The organism is Mesorhizobium sp. P2_B11 (genome assembly GCF_056404855.1).
The window spans coordinates 38,191-56,699 of sequence record NZ_JBFUDF010000009.1; the positions used below are offsets into that span (position 1 = coordinate 38,191).

The window sequence follows — 18,509 nt, forward strand, 5'->3', positions numbered from 1 at the left end:
GGCACTCAAGCCGGCACGTCCTCGCCGGCCAGCATACGATAATTGCCGACGATCTTTGCCGGCGATCGGGCAAGCGGCGTCGAGCGTCGCCCGGCATGATCGGCGCTGAAAGCCTTGAAGGCGGCAAGACCGGTCAGGCCGTCGCCGTCCTGGCTGACAAGATGGACGAACTCGCCATTCTCCAGTTCCAGCACGAGGTAGCGCACCGATTTCGGCTTGGTTTCGTCGAGCGCCTCGAACACCTTTGCAACCAGCATACGGTTCTGCGCGATGCTTTCATCCTTCACGCCGTAGCGGATGAGATTGTAGTCCATTGTCGTCTCCTGTTTTCCAGTCTGCACGGAGAAGACGTTCTGCAGTGGCGAAAAGATTCTCCGCCGCCGCGAATCTTTTTGATCGTTGGGATCGTCTTTCCCCCGTGGACGGCTGCGCGGCAGCCATCGAGGAGCAGGAGAGACCCATCATGCACATCCAGTTTGCCGAGTTGCCGGTGTTCGACCAGGATCGCGCCAAGGCGTTCTATACTGAACACCTTGCCTGCCAGATCATAGCCGACCAGCCCATGGGTGACAGTGGCTGGCGGTGGATCGAACTGGCGTTCCCCTTCGCCGTCACCAATTTGCATTTCGTCAGGCGCGCCGATGAGGCGCCAAGCGCCGACCCGGTGATGGTTCTGGTCGACGACGATGTCGAGGCAACGATCGCCGCATTGAAGGCGCGCGGCGTCGAAATCATCACCGAGCCGCAGCAGGCGCCCTGGCAGCCGGGCCGCACTGTCGCCGAGTTCCGCGACAGCGAGGGCAACCGCATGGTTGTCGCCAGCAAATGAGCGGGACCATCGCAAAACCGAACCTTGGCATGAGAGCAACAGGAGAGATGGACATGACCCCCCAATCGTCGACGCTGAAAGTACCGGGCGCCAGCCTCTATTACGAGATGCGCGGCTCCGGCCCCGTGCTGTTGATCATCCCCGGCGGACCGCAGGATGCCGGCGTCTTCGCCGATGTCGCGCGCCACCTCGCCGACCGCTACACGGTGGTCGCGTATGACCCGCGCGGCAATTCGCGCAGCACCTTCGCCGGGCAACCGAAGGAACAGGATCTCGATGTCCATGGCGACGATGCCGCCCGGTTGATAGAGGCGCTCGGCGCCGGGCCGGCCTATGTGTTCGGCACCAGCGGCGGCGCCCAGATCGGCCTCAACCTCGCCGCCCGTCATCCCGGCCGGGTGCGTGCGCTGGTGGCGCATGAGCCGCCCAGCATGATGCTGCTCGAAGACCCGGCGCCGGCGCTGGCCGGCATGCGCGACCTGCACGACACCTATCGCAGCCACGGCGTCGAGGCGGCGATGCAGAAATTCTTCAGCGAAAACGGCCTGTCGGAAGAGCTGGACGGCGACGAAGCCGGGCCGCAGGACGGGCTACCTTCGTTCGAACCGTCGCCCGAAGACGCCGAGACCCTTGCCAGGGTCAGCGGCAATTTCGAATACTGGCTGGCGCACGGCGTCATGCCGCTGTCGCTCTACCGCCCGGATGTCGAGGCGTTGCGCGGCCGCCCGGTCGTGGTCGGCATCGGCGAAGAGTCCATCGGCCAGCCGATCGACGGCATGGGCAAGGCGCTGGCCGACAGGCTCGGCAGCAAGCGCGCCGCCTTCCCCGGCGATCATATGGGCTTTGCGCCCTATCCCGATCGCTTCGCCGAGACCTTGCACCTTGCGCTCAGCGGCGCGTGAGAATGTCGGCTCAATAGGAAAGGGCGTCCGCATGCATGATGCGGACGCCCTTCTCCATAAAATTAACCGGCTAACATTGCTGTGTCAGACGGCTTCCCAGCCGTCCTTGCCGCCGGCGCGGAAGATGGCGTCGATGACCTTCTGGTTGAGCACGGACTCCTCCAGCGTGAAGACTCGCTCTTTGCCGCCTGCGGCCGCTTTGGCAAAGGTCTCGACCTCACGCCGATATTGCTGCGTACCCGGAAAGCGGAACACCTGCGCCTCGGTGTGGTTCTGGTTGTGCAGTTCGATGCGGTGATGGTCGTAGAGCCCGGCATTGAACGGCGAGAACACTTCGATGAAGCCTTTCTCGCCGTGAAACACCATCACCTGCCGCGCCGCCATCTGCGTCGACAGATAGAAGGACAGTTCGAAGTCGCCGAAATCGGCGCGGATCGAGGAGTAGATGTCGGTGCCGAATGTCTTGTCGCGCTCGATCGTCGCCTGCACCCGCAACGGTTCCTTGTCGGTGCAAAAGCGTGTCGACACCGTCGGGTAGACGCCGATATCAGGCAGCGCGCCGCCGCCGAGATCGAGCTGGTTGCGCATATTGGTGGGGTCGACATTGTAGTAGGAGAAGGCTCCCTGCACATGGCGCAGCCGGCCGATGGCGCCGCTGGCGATGAGGTCGCGCACCTTGATCCATTGCGGGTGGTAGATGACCATGAACGCTTCGCAGACCAGTACTTTCTTCTGGTCGCGCAGTTTGATCAGCGGGGCGATATCCTTGGCGTCGAGCGCTAGCGGCTTCTCCACCAGCACATGTTTTCCCGCTTCGATGGCCTTGGCCGTCCATTCGACATGCTGTGAGGTCGGCAGCGGAATGTAGACGCCGTCGACATCCTTGGAGGCCAAGAGTTCCTCATAGGAGCCGAAAGCATGGCGGGCGCCGAACCGGTCGCCCAGGGCCTTGGCTTTCGACAGGTCGCGGCTGGCGATCGCCGACAGCACGCCATTCTCGGCCTCGACGATTGCCGGCAACAATTGCTCGCGGCCGATCTTGGCCGTCGACAAAACACCCCATCGGAACATCAGGCTTCTCCATTCGATTTGCAGGCGAGGAGGTTTGCCCTAATTCAGGAGAAAAGCCAATGAAAGAGAAGCTCCCTTCCTCGCCCCACGCAGTGGGGGTCCGAAGGACGGGCGAGACCCGTGGCTCGCCCCGGCACGGTGGCCCGGCGAAGCCGGGACGGAGAGCCGGAGCTCGCCAAAGAGGCAGCCGTTGCGTGAACTGCGCTGAGCCTTCGAGGGCTTTGCCGTCGCGACCGTCGTCCCCTCTCTCCGTCCGCTTCGCGGACACCTCTCCCCCACATTCGTGGGGGCGAGGAAACCAGGCCGCGCTATCCCTTCTTCCCCGTCAGCGTCATGTCGAAATCGACGATGTTCGAATAGATCGGCGTGCCGACATCCATGCCGTAGCGCGAGCGCAGCACCTTGCCGGTGACGTGGAATTTGATGGTGCCGCCCTTCAGCCCGCCGAGCTCGGCGGTGAACTTTTCCGCAAACGTCTTGCCCCGCGCTGTCAGCCGGCCGCTGACCAGCGCCGTGGTGTCGCTGGTGCGGGTCACGCTGGTCGAGCGAAACTGGATTTCGGGGCTGTTGGCCACGTCGAACACCGCGTCGGAGCGCAGGAAGGCGTCGATGCGGCCCTGGCCTGTACCGACGCTGTCGGGATAGATGGTGAAATTGACCTGGGAGCGCCCGACATCGCTGTTGTCGATGCGGATCGATCCCTTGAAGCGGCCGAAGGCGCCGTTGAGCCCGCCGCCGCCAACCTTGCCGATGGAAAAGCGGATCGAAGAGCTGGCCGGGTTGACCGTGTAGCTGCCGGCGGCGTCGTTAAGGTCGACCGCGGCCAACACAGGCATGGCAAGGCAAGCGGCGACAGCCGCCAATCCTAGGATACGCGCATACATGGGTTTTGTCCTTCTGGGGCAGGCAAAGTCCTGCGTCTTTCCTCCATGAACGAATACGCGGCGCGCCCTATTCCATGTCGGGCGCTGACGAAGGCGTGATCATGCGCGTAAACACGCTGTCGCGCAGCCAAAAATGATGGCGCAACGCCGCCGCGATATGGAGCACGACCAGCGCAATGCCGGCATAAGCGAGATACCAGTGGACGGCTGCCCAGAAGTTTTCCGCGGTGTCGGACAGGCCGAGCGGCAGGTTCGGCATCACGAACAGGTTGAACGGCATCGAGGGGATCTCCAGCATCGACACCGAAACCAGTGCCCAGCCGGACAGCGGCAGCGCGAGCTGGAAAGCATAGAGCGCCAGATGCGCCAGCGGCGCAGTGCGACGCTCCAGGCCTCCGACCGAGGCTGGCAGGGCAGGTGCGGCATTGCCGAGCCGCCAGGCAATGCGCAGGATGATGAGGCCGAGCAGCAGAAAACCGAAGGATTTGTGCAGCTGGATGAGCTCGAAGGCAGTGCGCTGGCTGGTCAATTGCACCATGACGAAGCCGAGCGCGAACTGGCCAATGAAGATGATGCCGATCAGCCAATGAAGGATGATTGCCACCCAGCCGTAGCGGGTTGTGGTGTTGGTGATGGATGCCTGCATGGCAGATAAACGAATGCCGGGCAGGTTTTCATCCGGCGCCTTACCCTGCCTACAAGGGGGAGAGGGTGAGTTACCCACCCACCTTGAAGAAATCCACAAACGCCCGCAGCGCCGGGCGCATTTGCCTGCGGCTGGGATAGTAGACGAAGAAGCCTTCAAAGGGCGGGCACCAGTCCTCCAGCACGCGGATCAGCCTTCCGTCGGCGAGCGGGCCCCGCACATAAGGCTCGAAGACGAAGGCGAGGCCGGCGCCGTCGATGGCCGCCTGGGCGATCAGATGGTCCTCGTCGAGGATCAACGGCCCTTGTGCGGCAAACTCGATCTCCTCGCCGTCTTTCTCGAACTCCCAGCGGTAGAGTATGCCGCTGGAGAAGCGGAAGCGGATGCAGCGGTGGTCGGCGAGCTCGCGCGGGTGACGCGGCTTCGGCATTTTTTCGAAATAGGACGGTGCACCGACGACGGCGCCGCGAATGTCCGGCCCGATGCGCACCGCGATCATGTCGCGTTGCAGGCTCTCGCCGAGCCGCACGCCAGCGTCGAAGCCGCCCTCCACCACATCGGTGAAGCGGTCCTCGATGACGATCTCCAGCACGATGTCGGGATAGGCCGCGGCAAAGCCGCCGAGCCGCGGCGTCAGCGTCAGATGCGCGGCCGTGCGCGGCACGGTCAGCCGAAGGTTCCCGGCCGGCCGGTCGCGCGACTCGACCGCCGTTTCCAGCGCCAGATCGATCTCCGACAGCGCCGGCCGCAGCCGATCGAGAAGCTGGGCGCCTTCCTCCGTCGGGGCGACACTGCGGGTACTGCGCGCCAGCAACCGCACGCCAAGCCTCGCCTCCAGGCTCGACACGGCGTGGCTGACCGCCGAAGGCGCGATTCCGAGCTCGCGGGCCGCCCCCCGGAAGCTGGCGCATTGGGCGACGGTGGCGAGCACGGCAAGTTGGGATAGGTTCGTTCGGTTCATTGATCTATTTTATAGCACAAGGCGTGCGAAAAGCGGACGATTATCGAACGTAAGGCAACGAGCTATCTCCTGCCCATCGCAACAAGGAGATGCGCCATGAAAACCCGCAAACTAGGCACCGAACTCGAAGTCTTCCCCGTTGGCCTCGGCTGCATGGGCATGAGCTTCGGCTATGGCGGCCAGCCGGAAGCCGAAGCGATCGCCACCTTGCGCCGGGCCGTCGAGATCGGCGTGACCTTCTTCGACACGGCGGAAGTCTACGGCCCTTTTGAGAACGAGATCCTGCTCGGCAAGGCATTGAAGCCGGTGCGTGACAAGGTGACCATCGCCACCAAATTCGGCTTCAAGATTTCCGAGCAAGGTTCAGGCATGGAGCGCATGGTCGGTGTCGACAGCCGCCCCGAGCACGTCAAGGCGGTGGCGGAAGCCTCGCTGAAGCGGCTGGGTACCGATGTCATCGACCTCTACTACCAGCACCGTGTCGACCCCAACGTGCCGATCGAGGACACGGTCGGCGCCATGGCCGAACTGGTGCGCGAAGGCAAGGTGCGGGCGCTCGGCCTGTCGGAAGTTAGCGGCGCGACCCTGCGCCGGGCGCATGCCGTGCATCCGATCGCCGCCGTGCAGAGCGAATATTCGCTGTGGACCCGCGATCCCGAAGACGAGGTGCTCTCCGTCTGCCGCGAACTCGGCATCGGCTTCGTCCCCTACAGCCCGCTCGGCCGCGGCCTGCTCACCGGCACCATCGCCAAGCCGGATGCCCTGGGCGACGACGACTGGCGCCGCACCTTGCCGCGCTTCCAGGCCGACGCCATGGCGGCCAACGCCAAGGTCATTGCCACGCTGGAGAAACTGGCGGCGCAAAAGGGCGTGACCTCGGCCCAGCTGGCGCTGGCCTGGGTGCTGCACCAGGGCGACTTCATCGTGCCGATCCCCGGTGCGCGCAAGATACGCCATCTCGAGCAGAACACGGCGGCGGCGGGGATCGAGCTCAATGCGGCTGAAGTTGCCGCGATTGGCGATGCGCTGTCGCCGGACAAGGTGATGGGCAAGCGCTATACGGAGGAATTGTTGGCGCTGGTGAATGGGTGAGGGTCCTCGTAGGGCGCTACCCCCACCCCGTCTCGCAATCTCCGCTTCGCTACGACTGCGAGCCGACCCTCCCCACAAGGGGGAGGGTAAGAGGTCACCACGGCACCACCGTAATCTCCGGCCAGCACGCCCGCGCCCGCGCACCCTTGGCCTCATGGGTCCGCCGATTATCCGTCACCCGGTTCGGCGTAATCCGAAATGAAAACACATCATCCAGCCCAAACGGCGCGACCAGCTCCAGCTGCCCGCCAGCATCGAACCGCACCCCGACCGCATGCGTCTTCGAGGCAAAATGACTGACGGATTCGCTGGAGCTCGTATAGCGCGGGCAGGGCTGGCCGAACTTCTCAGGATACCACAGATGCACCCGCGCCTGGTTGCGGACCTCGACCGGCAGCGCCAGCCCTTCGAAATGGCCCGCCGCGCTAAGAATGACAGCATCCTCGGCCTCGTAGGACAGGTCGCTGTCATCGAAGTAGAAGAGATCGACGTCCTTGATGCCGTAGCCCGACGGCTTGCCGGTCAGGTGGTTCCAGACGCTGTTGTAGAGCGCGCCGGAAACCATCAGCCAATCCGGCAGGTTGAGCGTGCGTGCCCGCGCCAGTGCGTCGCGAACCAGCGGGTCGGCCGACACGATGGCGAAGAACGCTTTGCGCTGAGTTTCGAATGGAAGGCCGGAATAGCGCAGATGGTCCATCCCCCTTTGGAGGGCGATTCGCCACCTGCCGGCAATCCCTCACTGGCCGCTGGACGTTGACCAGCAGGCCGGTTCCTCGAGCTCAGGCCACTCTTCACCATCGGCAAAGCCTTCGATCGCATCGAGTAGTCCCGTAACCTCGTCGAAGAACAGAACCATGCCACAAGGAAGCCGGTCTGGCCCGACATACGCTGTCTTTGGCGGACTGAACACCCGACTCGCAAACCGCAATTCAGGGGGAACGGATGAGGGAATGACTTCGGTCATGAACCCTACAGGATTGCGATCGCGATCTTTGACTTTGAGCCTATTGACCGTGTCGGACGAAATGCCTCTCGAACGACAAAACTCCTGAACGAAAAACATTTCGAGTGGAGTCAAATACGTCATGCCGGTCACTGGCGCTTGTACATCACATCCGTGCGGATGACGTATTTGCGCCCCGACAGCACCTCGTCGCCGCGATGCTCAATCGGATGGTAGAACGCCAGCGCCATGCCTTTCATGGGCTTCACCGTCAGGCGGTTGCCCTCATAACCCGGGATCCCTCCGCGAAACGAGGTTCCGCCGCCCTCAAAGTCATCCGAGAGGTAGATCATGAAGGTGAATTGGCTGTGTTCGTCGGCGGTGCGTACGAACGTGCCGTCATGGTGCCAGTCGAATTTTTGACCGGGGCCGTAGCGATAGAAGCGGAAGCGCTCGTTAAAACCCTTGAGCCGCCATTCGCCGAGGCCGCGATAGAGCACCGGCCGGGCGCGTGCGAAAAGCAGGTCGGCAAGATCCTCGTCGTCGAAAATGATGCGGTCGTTGTTGCGCAGCTCCTTCATCAACAGCGCATTGCCGCGGTTGTTGATGCGCGCCTCCTCGAAACCGCGCCGTTCGCTGTCGGCGATCAGATCGGCGCATTCCTGGTCGTCCAGAAAACCGTCGATCGTGCCGATATGCGTTGCCAGCCAGGTGATGGAAAGCTTGTGGTCCATCGTCGTGTCCATTTTGGGAGCATTTGCAACGAGCCCATCCCGACCGTTGTCGGGACGGGTCCGCCTCACGTCCTCAGCACGCCGCCCGTCTGCTTGCCGACATTGTCGACGATGCGCTTTGCCAGCGCCTCGAAATCCTCGTCGGTCAACGTCTTTTCCACCGGCTGGATCGAGACCTCGATGGCGATCGACTTCTTGGCGGCGCCGAGCGATGCACCTTCGAAGACGTCGAACACCGAGACGCCGGTGACCAGCTTCTTGTCGGCGGCGAGTGCCGCGCGCACCAGCGTGCCGGCTTCTACCGTCTTGTCGACGACGAAGGCAAAATCGCGCTTCACCGCCTGGAAGGCGGAGAGCTCCAGCTTCGGCTTGGTTTTCGTCGGCTTGGCCTTCGGCTCCGGCACGGCGTCGATATAGACCTCGAAGCCGCAGATCGGTCCGGAAACGTCGAGCGCCTCCAACGTCTTCGGATGGAATTCGCCGAACGTGCCGAGTACGGTCTTCGGGCCGAGCTTGATCGTGCCGGAGCGGCCGGGATGATACCAGGCCGGGCCACCGGGCTCGATCTGCAGCCGGTCGACCGGCGCGCCGCAGGCTTCAAGCGCTGCAATCGCATCGGCCTTGGCGTCAAACACGCCGACCGCACCGGAATTGCCGGCCCAGCTGCGGCCGGAGCCGTCGAGCTTGGCGGTGCCACGGCGCACGCCGGCGGCAACGCGCCGCTGCTGCTCCGGCTGGTCGCCTTCATAGGTGCCCGAGACTTCGAACAGCGCGACATCGCCAATGCCCTTGTCGGCATTGCGCTGCGCGGCCGACATCAGCCCGGGCAGCAGCGAGGGCCGCATGTCGGACATGTCGGCGGCGATCGGGTTGGCGAGTTTCAGCGCCGTTTGGCCGCCGCCGAACAGTTCGGCGTGCCTGGCCGGGATGAACGACCAGGTGACCGCCTCCATCATGCCGCGCACGGCGAGCGAACGCTTGGCCGTGCGGGTGCGGACCTGCAGAGTGGTCAGGATTTTGGAATTGACAGCATCATGCGCGCCGAGCGGCTGCGGCGCGATGTTGTCGACGCCGTGGATGCGCATGACTTCCTCGACCAGGTCGGCCTTGCCGTCGACATCGGGGCGCCAGGACGGCACCGCGACATCGACGACGTCGCCCGAGCCCTGCGGCTTGAAGCCAAGCCGGCTCAGAATGTCGAGACTTTCCGCCTTCGGCACTTCGATGCCGGTCAGCCGCTTCACTTCCGACAGCGGGAAGGAGACGATCTTGGGCGTGTGGCCAGCGTATCCGACCACCTCCGTTTCCGTCGGCTCGCCGCCGCAGAACTCCAGCACCAGCTTGGTTGCCAGTTCGACGCCCGGCACCATGAATTCAGGGTCGACGCCGCGCTCGAAGCGGTAGCGCGCATCGGTGATGATGCCGAGCGTGCGGCCGGTGCGGGCTGTGGTGATCGGGTCCCAAAGCGCGGATTCGATCAGCACATCGGTGGTGTTTTCATCGCAGCCCGAATGCTCGCCGCCCATGACGCCGGCGATCGATTCGACGCCATTGTCGTCGGCGATGGCGCACATCTCAGGCGTCAGCGTGTATTGGCGTCCGTCCAGCGCCATGACCTTTTCGCCATCTTTGGCGCGGCGCACGACAAGATTGCCGGCGACCTTCTTGGCGTCGAACACATGCAGCGGCCGGCCGCGGTCGAAGGTGACGTAGTTGGTGATGTCGACCAGCGCGCTGATCGGCCTGAGGCCGATGGCGATCAGACGCTGCTGCAGCCATTTCGGCGAAGGGCCGTTCTTGACGCCGCGCACCAGCCGCAGCGCGAAGCCGGGGCAAAGCTCCGGCGCCTCGATCGTCACCTTGACCGGCGTCTCGCCTTTGCCCTTGATCGCCTCGACCGGCGCGGTCTTGAGCCGGCCAAGCCCGCTTGCCGCGAGATCGCGGGCAACGCCGTAAATGCTGGTTGCATCCGGCCGGTTCGGCGTCAGATTGATCTCGATGACCGGATCGTCGAGATGCGCGTAAGCCGCGAAGCTGGTGCCGACCGGCGCATCGGCCGGCAGGTCGATGATGCCGTTATGCTCGTCCGACAGTTCCAGCTCGCGCTCCGAGCACATCATGCCGTGGCTCTCGACGCCGCGGATCTTGCCGACGGTCAGCGTCACGTCGATGCCCGGCACATAGGTGCCGGGCGCGGCGAAGGCGCCGATCAGGCCGGCCCGCGCATTCGGCGCGCCGCACACAACCTGGACAGGGGCCTTGCCGTCGCCGGTGTCGACCGTCAGCACCCGCAGCCGGTCGGCGTCGGGATGCTGCACCGCCGTCAGCACCTTGGCGATGACGAAGGGCCTAAGGCTGGCCTTGTCGTCGACATGCTCGACTTCGAGGCCGATCGAGGTCAGCCGCTCGACGATTTCGTCGAGCGTGGCGTCGGTCTCCAGATGATCCTTGAGCCAGGAGAGGGTGAGTTTCATCACTGTGTTCCGTTTTGTCTTTGCCCGTCGGGCCATTGTCCATCATGTCTGGGCACGCTTGTCTTCAAATGGCGCGGCAAGTCGTCCGGCATGTGCAGGAAGGGCAGCTGTTCGCTGACATAGGCATGCAGTGTCGGCGTGAAATCGGCCGGCGCGTCCATGGCGCCGAGCATGAAATAGATGTGGTCCTCAAGCCGCTCGTCGACATAGGCGATCGGCGAACCGCATATGCCGCAGAACGAGCGCGTCACCGGGCCGTTCTCGTACATTTTCAGCGCCTTGCCGGTGAAAGCCACCTGCTCGGTCAGAAAGCCGACAAAGGCCGACACCGGCGCGCCGCTGGCCCGCCGGCAATCGCCGCAATGGCAATAGCTGACATGGTGCGGTTCGGCCGAGGCCTCGAACCGCACCGCGCCGCAGCGGCAGCCGCCAGTGTGCGGCGCCGTCATGCGGAGAGACCTCCGAACAGCGTCGGCATGTCGAGCGGCCTGAAACCGTAATGCGACAGCCAGCGCACATCGGCGTCGAAGAAGGCGCGCAAATCCGGCATGCCGTATTTCAGCATGGCGATGCGGTCGATGCCCATTCCCCAGGCAAAGCCCTGATACTCGTCGGGGTCGAGCCCGCCGGCGCGCAGCACATTGGGGTGCACCATGCCGCAGCCGAGGATCTCCATCCAGTCGGTGCCTTCGCCGAAGCGCACTTCGCCGGGCCGCGAGCGGTCGCACTGGATGTCGACTTCGAGGCTTGGCTCGGTGAACGGGAAGAAGGACGGGCGGAAGCGCATCTTCACCTGCGGCACCTCGAAGAACGCCTTGCAGAACTCTTCCAGCACCCACTTCATGTTGGCGACATTGGCCGACTTGTCGATCACCAGCCCCTCGACCTGATGGAACATCGGCGAGTGCGTGGCGTCCGAATCCTGCCGGTAGGTTTTGCCCGGGATGACAATGCGGATCGGCGGCTTCTGCTTCTCCATGGTGCGGATCTGCACGGGCGAGGTGTGCGTGCGCAACAGCTTGCGCTCGCCCTTCTCGTCCGGTTGGAAGAAAAACGTGTCATGCATTTCGCGCGCCGGGTGCCCCTCGGGGAAATTCAGCGCGGTGAAATTGTAGTAGTCGCTCTCGACGTCGGGGCCTTCGGCGATGGCGAAGCCGAGATCGCCGAAGATCGCCGCGATCTCGTCGATGACCTGACTGATCGGATGGATGCGGCCGCGCTCGGCCGGCGACTGCCGCACCGGCAGCGTCACGTCGACCGTCTCGGCGGCGAGCCGGGCGGTGACCGCCACGTCCTTCAGCTCGGCCTTGCGCGCCGTCAGCGCTTCGGTGACGCGGTTCTTCAGGCCGTTGATCGCCGGGCCTTTGACTTGCCGCTCCTCGGCGCTCATCGCGCCCAGCGTCTTCAGCATTTCGGAGACCGAGCCCTTCTTGCCGAGGGCTGCAACGCGCACCGCTTCGATCGACGCCTCGTCGCCGGCCGACGCGATGTCGGCCATCAGGGAGTTTTCGAGAGTATCCATGTCACTCATGTTCCGGATCCGATTGGAGCAATTCCAGGAAAGGTGTGAAACGGTTTTCCGTCCGGAATTGCGTAAAACAAAGACGCTCTAGGCATAAGAAAAACCCGCGCCAGCCGTGCCAGCGCGGGTTCCCCAAATCAAGTGTTGAATAGCTTGGGAAGCGCTGGTCTTAGGCGACAGCGCTTTCAAAAGCATTCGGCGTGGTGTTCTTCAGATATTCGAGCGCGACCTTGGCCTTGGCGACCAGGGCGGCGAAAGCCTGCGGCTCATGGATGGCCATGTCGGACAGGATCTTGCGATCGATCTCGATGCCGGCCTTGTTGAGGCCATCGATGAAGCGGCCATAGGTCAGGCCATGCTCGTGGGTCGCGGCGTTGATGCGCTGGATCCACAGCGCGCGGAACGAGCGCTTGCGGTTCTTGCGGTCGCGGTAAGCGTACTGCAGCGACTTTTCCACCGCCTGCTTGGCGATGCGGATGGTGTTCTTGCGGCGGCCGTAGAAGCCCTTGGCGGCTTTCAGAACCTTCTTATGCTTGGCGTGCGAGGTGACGCCTCTTTTTACGCGTGCCATGTCATGATCTCCTTAAAACGTGTCCAGACCGAATGCCTTAGAGGCCGTTCGGCAGAAAATTCTTGATGACCTTCTTGCCATCCGGTTCAGCCAGAACCATCGTGCCGCGGGCATTTCGAATGAACTTGTTGGAACGCTTGATCATGCCGTGACGCTTGCCGGCCGCAGCCGACAGGACTTTACCCGTACCTGTGATCTTGAACCGCTTCTTGGCGGCCGATTTGGTCTTCATCTTGGGCATTTTGCTACTCCGTATTGGTGGCGCACAATCGCGCTTCTTGTTCGCTTCGGGCGGACCAAAAGCCCGAAAAGCAAATGAAACCGCCACGGCATGCCCTGCCGGGCGGTTTTTTGGAACGCGGTCCTATACGTCAAAGCAGGCGCGCGTGCAACACCCGAAGGGCTGCGACGCTCTGTCCGCAATCAAGGTAGGCGGAACAGTACAGGGAGAATACCCGACTGCTGGGCGCCGTCGATGGTCTCGAACACCGGCAGCGCCACCAGAAACACCAGCCCGTCGAGCAAGGTGGTCAGCAAAAGCCGCGGCTTGAAGCTGCCGGTATCGCCTTCCTGGTAGAGCGAAAGCTTGGGAAAGAAGCGCGGCACTCGTGCCAGATAGGCCTGGTAAGGGGCGCCGAGCACTTGCTTGAGATATTTCTCTTCGCGCAGGATGACGATGTGGAAGGCGCCGGCGCACAAAAGCGCAAACAGGATGATGCCGGAGAACGAGCCGATCTGGGCGCCTACGCCGGCGGCGGCAATGGTCGAGAACACGTAGAGCGGGTTGCGGGTGATCGAATAGGGTCCGCCGGTGACCACTTCGGAGGATTTGCGGCCGCCAATATAAAGCGTCGACCACAAGCGCCCGACGACGCCGAGGAAGATCAACAGCACGCCGAACATCTCGATCGTCTCGTGCACCGGGGTCTCCGGCGGAAAAGTCGACTGGCCGAACAGCAGGGCGGCAAACAGCACCACCACCAGCACGGCAAGCACCATCCTGCGCATGTGCTGGTAGCCGCCCAGCTCCTTGACGGGCGCAGGATTGATTTCATTGGCCATGTCGGGAATCCGATCGTGGAAAAGCTTTGCCGGCGATCACGGCGTCTGCCGAGAAAAACAGGCGTCCCGCCGATCGCCGGGACGCCGTGAGCTATGATTCAGGCGGATTTGGAGCGCTAAATCACGCCTCAACCGAACGTGATCTAGCGCGGCGCCAGCACCATCATCATCTGGCGGCCTTCGAGCTTCGGCTCGGCTTCGACCTTGGCGATGGTCGACACTTCCTCGCGCACCTTGTTCAGGAGCTGCATGCCGAGTTCCATATGCGCCATTTCGCGACCGCGGAAGCGCAGCGTCAGCTTGACCTTGTCGCCTTCCTCGAAGAAGCGCCGCACGGCCTTCATCTTGGTCTCGTAGTCATGGCTGTCGATGTTCGGGCGCATCTTGATCTCCTTGATCTCGATGACCTTCTGGTTCTTGCGCGCCTCGGCCGCCTTCTTCTGGTTGGCGTATTTCAACTTGCCGAGATCGAGGATTTTTACGACGGGCGGCACCGCATTGGGCGATATCTCGACCAGATCGAGCCCGGCCTCTTCGGCGAGCAGCAATGCGTCGTTGATGGAGACATCGCCTCGGTTCTGGCCTTCGGCGTCGATGAGCTGGACCCGGGGAACCCGGATATCACGGTTGGAGCGCGGGCCATCCTTGGTGGGCGCCGCTGCTTTGAAAGGTCTGCGAATGGTCGTGGTCTCCTTGGCCGTTTCGTTCAGGGTTTCAAATCTAGAAATGTTCAGGACGCGCCAATGTGGTGAGCGCGCGGGCGGAGTCAATAGCATAGCGCTGACAGAAAATCACCCTGAACGCTGGTCTGCACCAAACAAAGGATAGAGCGGGCACTTTCCGCCTCGCCTTTGCCTGTGCCAAAAGACCGGCGAGGAAAATCAGGCCCTACAACCAGGATTGGCCGACAGCCATGACCGCGACCATCCCAACCCTTCTGGATGTCCAGGGAATCAGCATCGCGGTGCGCCATCAGGCGGGCACGACGCCCGGCATCGTCTGGCTCGGCGGCTACAAGTCCGACATGCTCGGCACGAAGGCGCAGACGCTGTCAGACTGGGCAGCCCGTGAAGGTCGAGCCTTCCTCCGCCATGACTATTCCGGCCATGGCGAATCCGGCGGCGCCTTTGCCGACGGCACCATCTCGAAATGGCTCGGCGAGAGCCTCGCCGTCTTCCAGCGTTTCACCAAGGGAAAGCAGATCCTGGTAGGCTCGTCGATGGGCGCCTGGATTGCGCTGCGCATGGTGCAGGAATTGCGCAAGGCTGGCGACACAAGTGTCGTCGGCCTGGTGCTGCTCGCGCCGGCGCCGGATTTCACCACCGAACTGGTCGAGCCGGCGCTGACCGCGGCACAGAAGCGCGATCTCAAGACGAAGGGTTTTTTCGAGGAGCCGTCGGACTACTCCGCCGAGCCTTACATCTACACAAGTGCGCTGATCGAGGACGGCCGCAGCAATCGGGTCATGACCGGGCCGATCGACACCCATTGCCCGGTCCACATCCTGCAAGGCCTGGCTGATGCCGATGTGCCGGCAAGCCATGCGCTGAAGCTGGTGTCCCTGCTGCCAGCCGACGATGTCACGCTGTCGCTCATCCCCGACGGCGACCATCGCCTGTCGCGGCCGCAGGATCTCGACATGCTGCTGAGGGCCGTGGGCGACATGGTCGTGCGGGCGGGTTAGGCAACAATGCGCATTTCCATCCCGATATCCGCCTTTGTCGCGGCAATCGTCGGCTTCGGCGGCACGCTCGCCGTCGTCATTGCCGCCGCCAAGGCGGTTGGCGCCACCCAGGCCGAAACCGCAAGTTGGGTGACGGCGCTGTGCCTGGCAATGGCGATCGAGTGCCTGTGGCTGTCCTGGCGCAGGAAAATGCCTATCATCACTGCCTGGTCGACACCCGGTCTGGCGCTGATGGCGGCCTCGAGCGGCTTTACCATGGCCGATGCCGTCGGCGCCTTCATCGTCACCGGCATCCTGTTGATCGCCACCGGCCTGTTCAAGCCACTGACCCAGCTGATCGCCAAAATACCGGCCTCGGTGGCGTCCGGCATGCTGGCCGGCATCGTCGTCACCTTTGCCCTCAATGCCGTCAAGACCATTCCCGTCGACCCCTGGCTGATCCTGCCGCTGATCGCGGCCTTCTTCGTCATTCGCCTGTTCAACCCGGCGCTGTCGGTGCTGGCGGTGCTGATCGGCGGCGGCATTGCCGCCGTTCTCACCGGCCGTGTCGGCGGCCTGCCGGCGCCGGAACTGTCGACGCTGACGCTGATTGCGCCGCATTTCAGCGTCGCCGCCATTATCGGCCTGGCGCTGCCGCTTTACCTCGTCACCATGGCCTCGCAGAACCTGTCGGGCCTCGCCGTGCTGCGTGCCGCCGGCTATCACCCCGAACCCGGCCCGCTGATCGGTGTCACCGGCCTGTTCTCACTGCTGTCGGCGCCGTTTGGCGGCTCGACCACCAATCTGGCGGCGATTTCGGCGGCGATCTGCACCGGGCCGGATGTCCATCCCGACCCTGCCGAGCGCTGGAAGACCGGCCCCTTCTATGCGCTCGCCTATCTTGTCTTCGCGATTTTCGGCGCCTCGCTGGTGGCGATCTTCGCCGTGCTGCCGCAGAGCCTGATCGTGCTGGTGGCTGGTCTGGCGCTGATGGGGTCGCTCGCCAATGCGCTGTCGATCGCGCTCAAGGACGAAGACCAGCGCATGGCCGCCACGGTCACCTTCGTCGTCACCGCGTCGGGGCTGACCTTGTTCGGCGTCGGCGCTGCATTCTGGGGCCTGGTCGCCGGGCTGGTCGTACTTTTCCTCGACGCGCTCAAAAAGCGATAATCATTTCAGACCCTTGTCCGGTTTTGGCCGGCATTGTCTTGAATCGCCGTTTTCGTCTTCCCATCTCGATTCAACGCAGCCGGGTTTGGCTGTCTCCAACCGAAGGAATGGGAGAAAATGAACACTTCCGCATTGATCCGCCCGGCCTGGACGCCGGCGACCATAGCGCTGATGGTGATCGGCTTCATGGTGTTCTGGCCGCTTGGCTTTGCCATGCTTGCCTACATCATCTGGGGCGACCGGCTTGACGGCTTCAAGCGTGACGTCAACCGCGCCACCGACGGCATCTTCGCCGGCTGCCGCCGCGGTTCCGACAAGGCCGCGCGCTGGGGCCATGGTTCGGCTCGCACCGGCAACGTCGCTTTCGACGACTGGCGCGAGAAGGAACTCGAGCGCCTCGCCGAAGAGCGCCGCAAGCTGGACGAGATGCTGACCGAGTTCGACGACTATGCCCGCGAATTGCGCCGCGCCAAGGATCAGGACGAGTTCGACCGCTTCATGGCCAACCGCAACAAGTCGACCGCCCCGACGACCACGAGCACGACCGAACCGACCAAGCCCTCAACCCCCAAGCGCAAGGGCCCGAACCTGCTTGACGACTGAGATCCTGCGACAGGTCTCGGCATGACAGACGGCGTCGCGCGAGCGGCGCCGTTTCTTTTTTGTTCTCTTTTCGCGTTCGCTCTACTGGCCGTTTTCCTCGAATCGCGTATCGTTCAGCCATGTCCTTCGGCTTCTTCCGCAACCTGACCAAGCCCAAGCCCTCGCCTGTCGAAGAGCGAGAGCATGTCGTTGCCGGCCGCACGCTGCCGCTCAAAATCGTCGAGAGCGGGCGGGCGCGGCGGCTGACGCTGCGCATCGATTCCGGTGGCCAGGGCTTGCGCATCACCGTGCCGCCGGGCCTGCGCCGTGGCGAGGTGGAAAAATTCCTGCACCGCCACCAGGACTGGCTGGAGCAGCGGTTGGCCAAGGTGCCGACACGGCCGCAAGTGCGGCCCGGCATCAAGATTCCGATCCGCGGCGTTGCTCATCGCATCGTCCATGAACCGGCGAAACGCGGCACCGTCACCGTCTCGCGCGACGAGCGCGGCCCGCTGCTGGTCGTGCATGGCGATCGTATACATTTGCCGCGCCGCATCGCCGATTTCCTCAAGCGAGAGGCCAAGAAGGATATCGAGAAGCTGGTGATCAGACACACCGAGGCGCTCGGCAAGCGCGCCAAGGCGATCCGCTTCAAGGATACGTCGAGCCGCTGGGGCTCCTGCACCTCCGACGGCAACCTGTCCTTCTCCTGGCGCATCATGATGGCGCCGACGCCGGTGATAAACTACCTCGTCGCGCATGAGGTTGCGCATCTCAAGGAGATGAACCACGGCCCGAAATTCTGGAAACTGTGCGAGCAGCTCTGCCCCGACACCGACCGCTGCAAGGACTGGCTGAAGAGGAATGGCGGCGCGCTGCAGGCGATTGTTTTTGATTGAGGGGAAAGCTCAAAAAAGGCAACGGAGGTAGAGTTCCTTCGCGCCCCCCTCTGTCCTGCCGGACATCTCCCCCACGAGGGGGGAGATCAAATGTCACGCTGGCTTTAGCCAATCTCTTACGTTGCAGGATGAGCGGAGCGCCGAGACTGCTAATCTCCCCCCTTGTGGGGGAGATGTCCGGCAGGACAGAGGGGGGCGCTGTCCCGCCTCCGCTCAGTCATCGTTCGCGGCATTAAGCTCCTCCGGCCGCAGCCCTTCGTCGCCATGGCGTGGCCATGGGAGAAAATTCTGCTCGAATTCATCGCTGCCGAAATAGTCCAGCGCTCGGTGCGCCTCCGCCCCATTGAAAGCCGCCTTGTCCATCAGATGCGCGATCACTTCGCGCGCCTGCGTCATCTTCTGCCTGAGTTGGGCGACGGTTTCGTCTGCCATGATCTTGCTCCCGCCTGCATTGCTCCAGAAGAAGGTAGCGCGTTCCGCCCAAGTGGCAAACAGCATGCTTTT

General features: G+C 63.4%; 23 protein-coding genes. 7 read left to right on the forward strand and 16 right to left on the reverse strand.

The features are described 5' to 3' along the window. Positions 1-5: 5 nt before the first annotated feature. On the reverse strand, positions 6-314 hold the full coding sequence (locus tag AC1DYJ_RS27005) for a hypothetical protein (RefSeq protein ID WP_477282716.1): 309 nt from the start codon (positions 312-314) through the stop codon (positions 6-8). Between the two features lie 149 nt (positions 315-463). On the opposite strand from AC1DYJ_RS27005, the gene AC1DYJ_RS27010 reads away from it, so the two are divergent. Then, a complete protein-coding gene (locus AC1DYJ_RS27010) occupies positions 464-829 on the forward strand; it encodes a VOC family protein (protein WP_477282718.1) in 366 nt (121 codons plus the stop codon). A gap of 53 nt (positions 830-882) precedes the next feature. After that, positions 883-1,731 (forward strand): alpha/beta hydrolase, encoded by an 849-nt coding sequence (locus tag AC1DYJ_RS27015; protein WP_477282719.1) that lies wholly within the window; start codon positions 883-885, stop codon positions 1,729-1,731. An 84-nt stretch (positions 1,732-1,815) separates the two neighbouring features. Here AC1DYJ_RS27015 and AC1DYJ_RS27020 read toward each other — a convergent pair whose 3' ends face one another. From AC1DYJ_RS27020 to AC1DYJ_RS27035, 4 genes are all read right to left on the reverse strand, one after another. Next, positions 1,816-2,802, reverse strand: coding sequence for a Gfo/Idh/MocA family protein (locus AC1DYJ_RS27020; protein WP_477282721.1), 987 nt, complete (start codon positions 2,800-2,802; stop codon positions 1,816-1,818). A 308-nt stretch (positions 2,803-3,110) separates the two neighbouring features. Then, positions 3,111-3,686 (reverse strand): YceI family protein, encoded by a 576-nt coding sequence (locus tag AC1DYJ_RS27025; RefSeq protein ID WP_477282723.1) that lies wholly within the window; start codon positions 3,684-3,686, stop codon positions 3,111-3,113. Positions 3,687-3,753: 67 nt separating this feature from the next. After that, positions 3,754-4,332, reverse strand: coding sequence for a cytochrome b (locus tag AC1DYJ_RS27030; protein WP_477282725.1), 579 nt, complete (start codon positions 4,330-4,332; stop codon positions 3,754-3,756). A gap of 70 nt (positions 4,333-4,402) precedes the next feature. Beyond that, positions 4,403-5,293 carry a LysR family transcriptional regulator gene (locus AC1DYJ_RS27035; protein WP_477282727.1) on the reverse strand — a complete coding sequence of 297 codons (891 nt, stop codon included), beginning with the start codon at positions 5,291-5,293 and terminating at the stop codon, positions 4,403-4,405. Between the two features lie 96 nt (positions 5,294-5,389). On the opposite strand from AC1DYJ_RS27035, the gene AC1DYJ_RS27040 reads away from it, so the two are divergent. Continuing rightward, the gene (locus tag AC1DYJ_RS27040) at positions 5,390-6,385 is read left to right on the forward strand and encodes an aldo/keto reductase (RefSeq protein ID WP_477282729.1); all 996 of its coding nucleotides are present in this window, start codon (positions 5,390-5,392) and stop codon (positions 6,383-6,385) included. A gap of 94 nt (positions 6,386-6,479) precedes the next feature. On the opposite strand, the gene AC1DYJ_RS27045 is transcribed toward AC1DYJ_RS27040, so the two are convergent. The 10 genes from AC1DYJ_RS27045 to infC form a co-directional block, all read right to left on the reverse strand. After that, a complete protein-coding gene (locus tag AC1DYJ_RS27045) occupies positions 6,480-7,082 on the reverse strand; it encodes a nucleotidyltransferase family protein (protein ID WP_477282730.1) in 603 nt (200 codons plus the stop codon). Positions 7,083-7,121: 39 nt separating this feature from the next. Next, positions 7,122-7,481, reverse strand: coding sequence for a hypothetical protein (locus tag AC1DYJ_RS27050; RefSeq protein WP_477282732.1), 360 nt, complete (start codon positions 7,479-7,481; stop codon positions 7,122-7,124). Continuing rightward, positions 7,478-8,062, reverse strand: coding sequence for a prolyl hydroxylase family protein (locus AC1DYJ_RS27055; RefSeq protein ID WP_477282733.1), 585 nt, complete (start codon positions 8,060-8,062; stop codon positions 7,478-7,480). The genes AC1DYJ_RS27050 and AC1DYJ_RS27055 overlap by 4 nt, the downstream gene beginning before the upstream one ends. A gap of 65 nt (positions 8,063-8,127) precedes the next feature. Further along, positions 8,128-10,536: a phenylalanine--tRNA ligase subunit beta gene (gene pheT, locus AC1DYJ_RS27060; RefSeq protein ID WP_477282735.1), complete on the reverse strand. Its 2,409-nt coding sequence runs from the start codon at positions 10,534-10,536 to the stop codon at positions 8,128-8,130. Then, a complete protein-coding gene (locus AC1DYJ_RS27065) occupies positions 10,536-10,985 on the reverse strand; it encodes a GFA family protein (protein WP_477282737.1) in 450 nt (149 codons plus the stop codon). Before AC1DYJ_RS27065 ends, pheT begins: the two co-directional genes overlap by 1 nt. Next, on the reverse strand, positions 10,982-12,067 hold the full coding sequence (gene pheS, locus AC1DYJ_RS27070; protein WP_112559870.1) for a phenylalanine--tRNA ligase subunit alpha: 1,086 nt from the start codon (positions 12,065-12,067) through the stop codon (positions 10,982-10,984). Before pheS ends, AC1DYJ_RS27065 begins: the two co-directional genes overlap by 4 nt. 160 nt (positions 12,068-12,227) lie before the next feature. Next, on the reverse strand, positions 12,228-12,629 hold the full coding sequence (gene rplT, locus AC1DYJ_RS27075) for a 50S ribosomal protein L20 (protein ID WP_006201247.1): 402 nt from the start codon (positions 12,627-12,629) through the stop codon (positions 12,228-12,230). A gap of 37 nt (positions 12,630-12,666) precedes the next feature. Further along, positions 12,667-12,870, reverse strand: a complete 204-nt coding sequence (gene rpmI / locus AC1DYJ_RS27080) for a 50S ribosomal protein L35 (RefSeq protein WP_006201248.1) — start codon at positions 12,868-12,870, stop codon at positions 12,667-12,669. A gap of 182 nt (positions 12,871-13,052) precedes the next feature. Continuing rightward, positions 13,053-13,691: a methyltransferase family protein gene (locus AC1DYJ_RS27085; protein WP_477282739.1), complete on the reverse strand. Its 639-nt coding sequence runs from the start codon at positions 13,689-13,691 to the stop codon at positions 13,053-13,055. A 143-nt stretch (positions 13,692-13,834) separates the two neighbouring features. Next, entirely contained in the window at positions 13,835-14,371 is a 537-nt protein-coding gene (gene infC / locus AC1DYJ_RS27090; RefSeq protein WP_112559872.1) for a translation initiation factor IF-3, read from the reverse strand. 233 nt (positions 14,372-14,604) lie between these two features. On the opposite strand from infC, the gene AC1DYJ_RS27095 reads away from it, so the two are divergent. The 4 genes from AC1DYJ_RS27095 to AC1DYJ_RS27110 all read left to right on the forward strand — a co-directional run bounded on the left by AC1DYJ_RS27095 (position 14,605) and on the right by AC1DYJ_RS27110 (position 18,005). Beyond that, complete coding sequence (locus tag AC1DYJ_RS27095; RefSeq protein ID WP_477282741.1) at positions 14,605-15,375, forward strand: alpha/beta hydrolase; 771 nt, start codon at positions 14,605-14,607, stop codon at positions 15,373-15,375. A 6-nt stretch (positions 15,376-15,381) separates the two neighbouring features. Then, positions 15,382-16,524, forward strand: coding sequence for a benzoate/H(+) symporter BenE family transporter (locus AC1DYJ_RS27100; RefSeq protein WP_477282743.1), 1,143 nt, complete (start codon positions 15,382-15,384; stop codon positions 16,522-16,524). A gap of 117 nt (positions 16,525-16,641) precedes the next feature. Beyond that, positions 16,642-17,127 carry a DUF2852 domain-containing protein gene (locus tag AC1DYJ_RS27105; protein WP_477282745.1) on the forward strand — a complete coding sequence of 162 codons (486 nt, stop codon included), beginning with the start codon at positions 16,642-16,644 and terminating at the stop codon, positions 17,125-17,127. 119 nt (positions 17,128-17,246) lie between these two features. Next, positions 17,247-18,005 (forward strand): M48 family metallopeptidase, encoded by a 759-nt coding sequence (locus tag AC1DYJ_RS27110; protein ID WP_477282747.1) that lies wholly within the window; start codon positions 17,247-17,249, stop codon positions 18,003-18,005. 213 nt (positions 18,006-18,218) lie between these two features. On the opposite strand, the gene AC1DYJ_RS27115 is transcribed toward AC1DYJ_RS27110, so the two are convergent. Next, on the reverse strand, positions 18,219-18,437 hold the full coding sequence (locus AC1DYJ_RS27115; RefSeq protein WP_477282749.1) for a hypothetical protein: 219 nt from the start codon (positions 18,435-18,437) through the stop codon (positions 18,219-18,221). Positions 18,438-18,509 lie beyond the last annotated feature (72 nt).

Excerpts from the sequence above, each read along its gene's own strand:
- AC1DYJ_RS27100 (WP_477282743.1), top strand. The coding sequence starts at position 15,382 with ATGCGCATTTCCATCCCGATATCCGCCTTTGTCGCGGCAATCGTCGGC.
- AC1DYJ_RS27110 (WP_477282747.1), top strand. The coding sequence starts at position 17,247 with ATGTCCTTCGGCTTCTTCCGCAACCTGACCAAGCCCAAGCCCTCGCCT.
- AC1DYJ_RS27055 (WP_477282733.1), bottom strand. The coding sequence starts at position 8,062 with ATGGACCACAAGCTTTCCATCACCTGGCTGGCAACGCATATCGGCACG.
- AC1DYJ_RS27115 (WP_477282749.1), bottom strand. The coding sequence starts at position 18,437 with ATGGCAGACGAAACCGTCGCCCAACTCAGGCAGAAGATGACGCAGGCG.
- AC1DYJ_RS27045 (WP_477282730.1), bottom strand. The coding sequence starts at position 7,082 with ATGGACCATCTGCGCTATTCCGGCCTTCCATTCGAAACTCAGCGCAAA.
- AC1DYJ_RS27010 (WP_477282718.1), top strand. The coding sequence starts at position 464 with ATGCACATCCAGTTTGCCGAGTTGCCGGTGTTCGACCAGGATCGCGCC.
- AC1DYJ_RS27020 (WP_477282721.1), bottom strand. The coding sequence starts at position 2,802 with ATGTTCCGATGGGGTGTTTTGTCGACGGCCAAGATCGGCCGCGAGCAA.
- AC1DYJ_RS27025 (WP_477282723.1), bottom strand. The coding sequence starts at position 3,686 with ATGTATGCGCGTATCCTAGGATTGGCGGCTGTCGCCGCTTGCCTTGCC.
- AC1DYJ_RS27005 (WP_477282716.1), bottom strand. The coding sequence starts at position 314 with ATGGACTACAATCTCATCCGCTACGGCGTGAAGGATGAAAGCATCGCG.
- AC1DYJ_RS27085 (WP_477282739.1), bottom strand. The coding sequence starts at position 13,691 with ATGGCCAATGAAATCAATCCTGCGCCCGTCAAGGAGCTGGGCGGCTAC.
- AC1DYJ_RS27035 (WP_477282727.1), bottom strand. The coding sequence starts at position 5,293 with ATGAACCGAACGAACCTATCCCAACTTGCCGTGCTCGCCACCGTCGCC.
- rpmI (WP_006201248.1), bottom strand. The coding sequence starts at position 12,870 with ATGCCCAAGATGAAGACCAAATCGGCCGCCAAGAAGCGGTTCAAGATC.
- AC1DYJ_RS27030 (WP_477282725.1), bottom strand. The coding sequence starts at position 4,332 with ATGCAGGCATCCATCACCAACACCACAACCCGCTACGGCTGGGTGGCA.
- AC1DYJ_RS27105 (WP_477282745.1), top strand. The coding sequence starts at position 16,642 with ATGAACACTTCCGCATTGATCCGCCCGGCCTGGACGCCGGCGACCATA.
- AC1DYJ_RS27040 (WP_477282729.1), top strand. The coding sequence starts at position 5,390 with ATGAAAACCCGCAAACTAGGCACCGAACTCGAAGTCTTCCCCGTTGGC.
- AC1DYJ_RS27065 (WP_477282737.1), bottom strand. The coding sequence starts at position 10,985 with ATGACGGCGCCGCACACTGGCGGCTGCCGCTGCGGCGCGGTGCGGTTC.
- AC1DYJ_RS27095 (WP_477282741.1), top strand. The coding sequence starts at position 14,605 with ATGACCGCGACCATCCCAACCCTTCTGGATGTCCAGGGAATCAGCATC.
- rplT (WP_006201247.1), bottom strand. The coding sequence starts at position 12,629 with ATGGCACGCGTAAAAAGAGGCGTCACCTCGCACGCCAAGCATAAGAAG.
- pheT (WP_477282735.1), bottom strand. The coding sequence starts at position 10,536 with ATGAAACTCACCCTCTCCTGGCTCAAGGATCATCTGGAGACCGACGCC.
- pheS (WP_112559870.1), bottom strand. The coding sequence starts at position 12,067 with ATGAGTGACATGGATACTCTCGAAAACTCCCTGATGGCCGACATCGCG.
- AC1DYJ_RS27015 (WP_477282719.1), top strand. The coding sequence starts at position 883 with ATGACCCCCCAATCGTCGACGCTGAAAGTACCGGGCGCCAGCCTCTAT.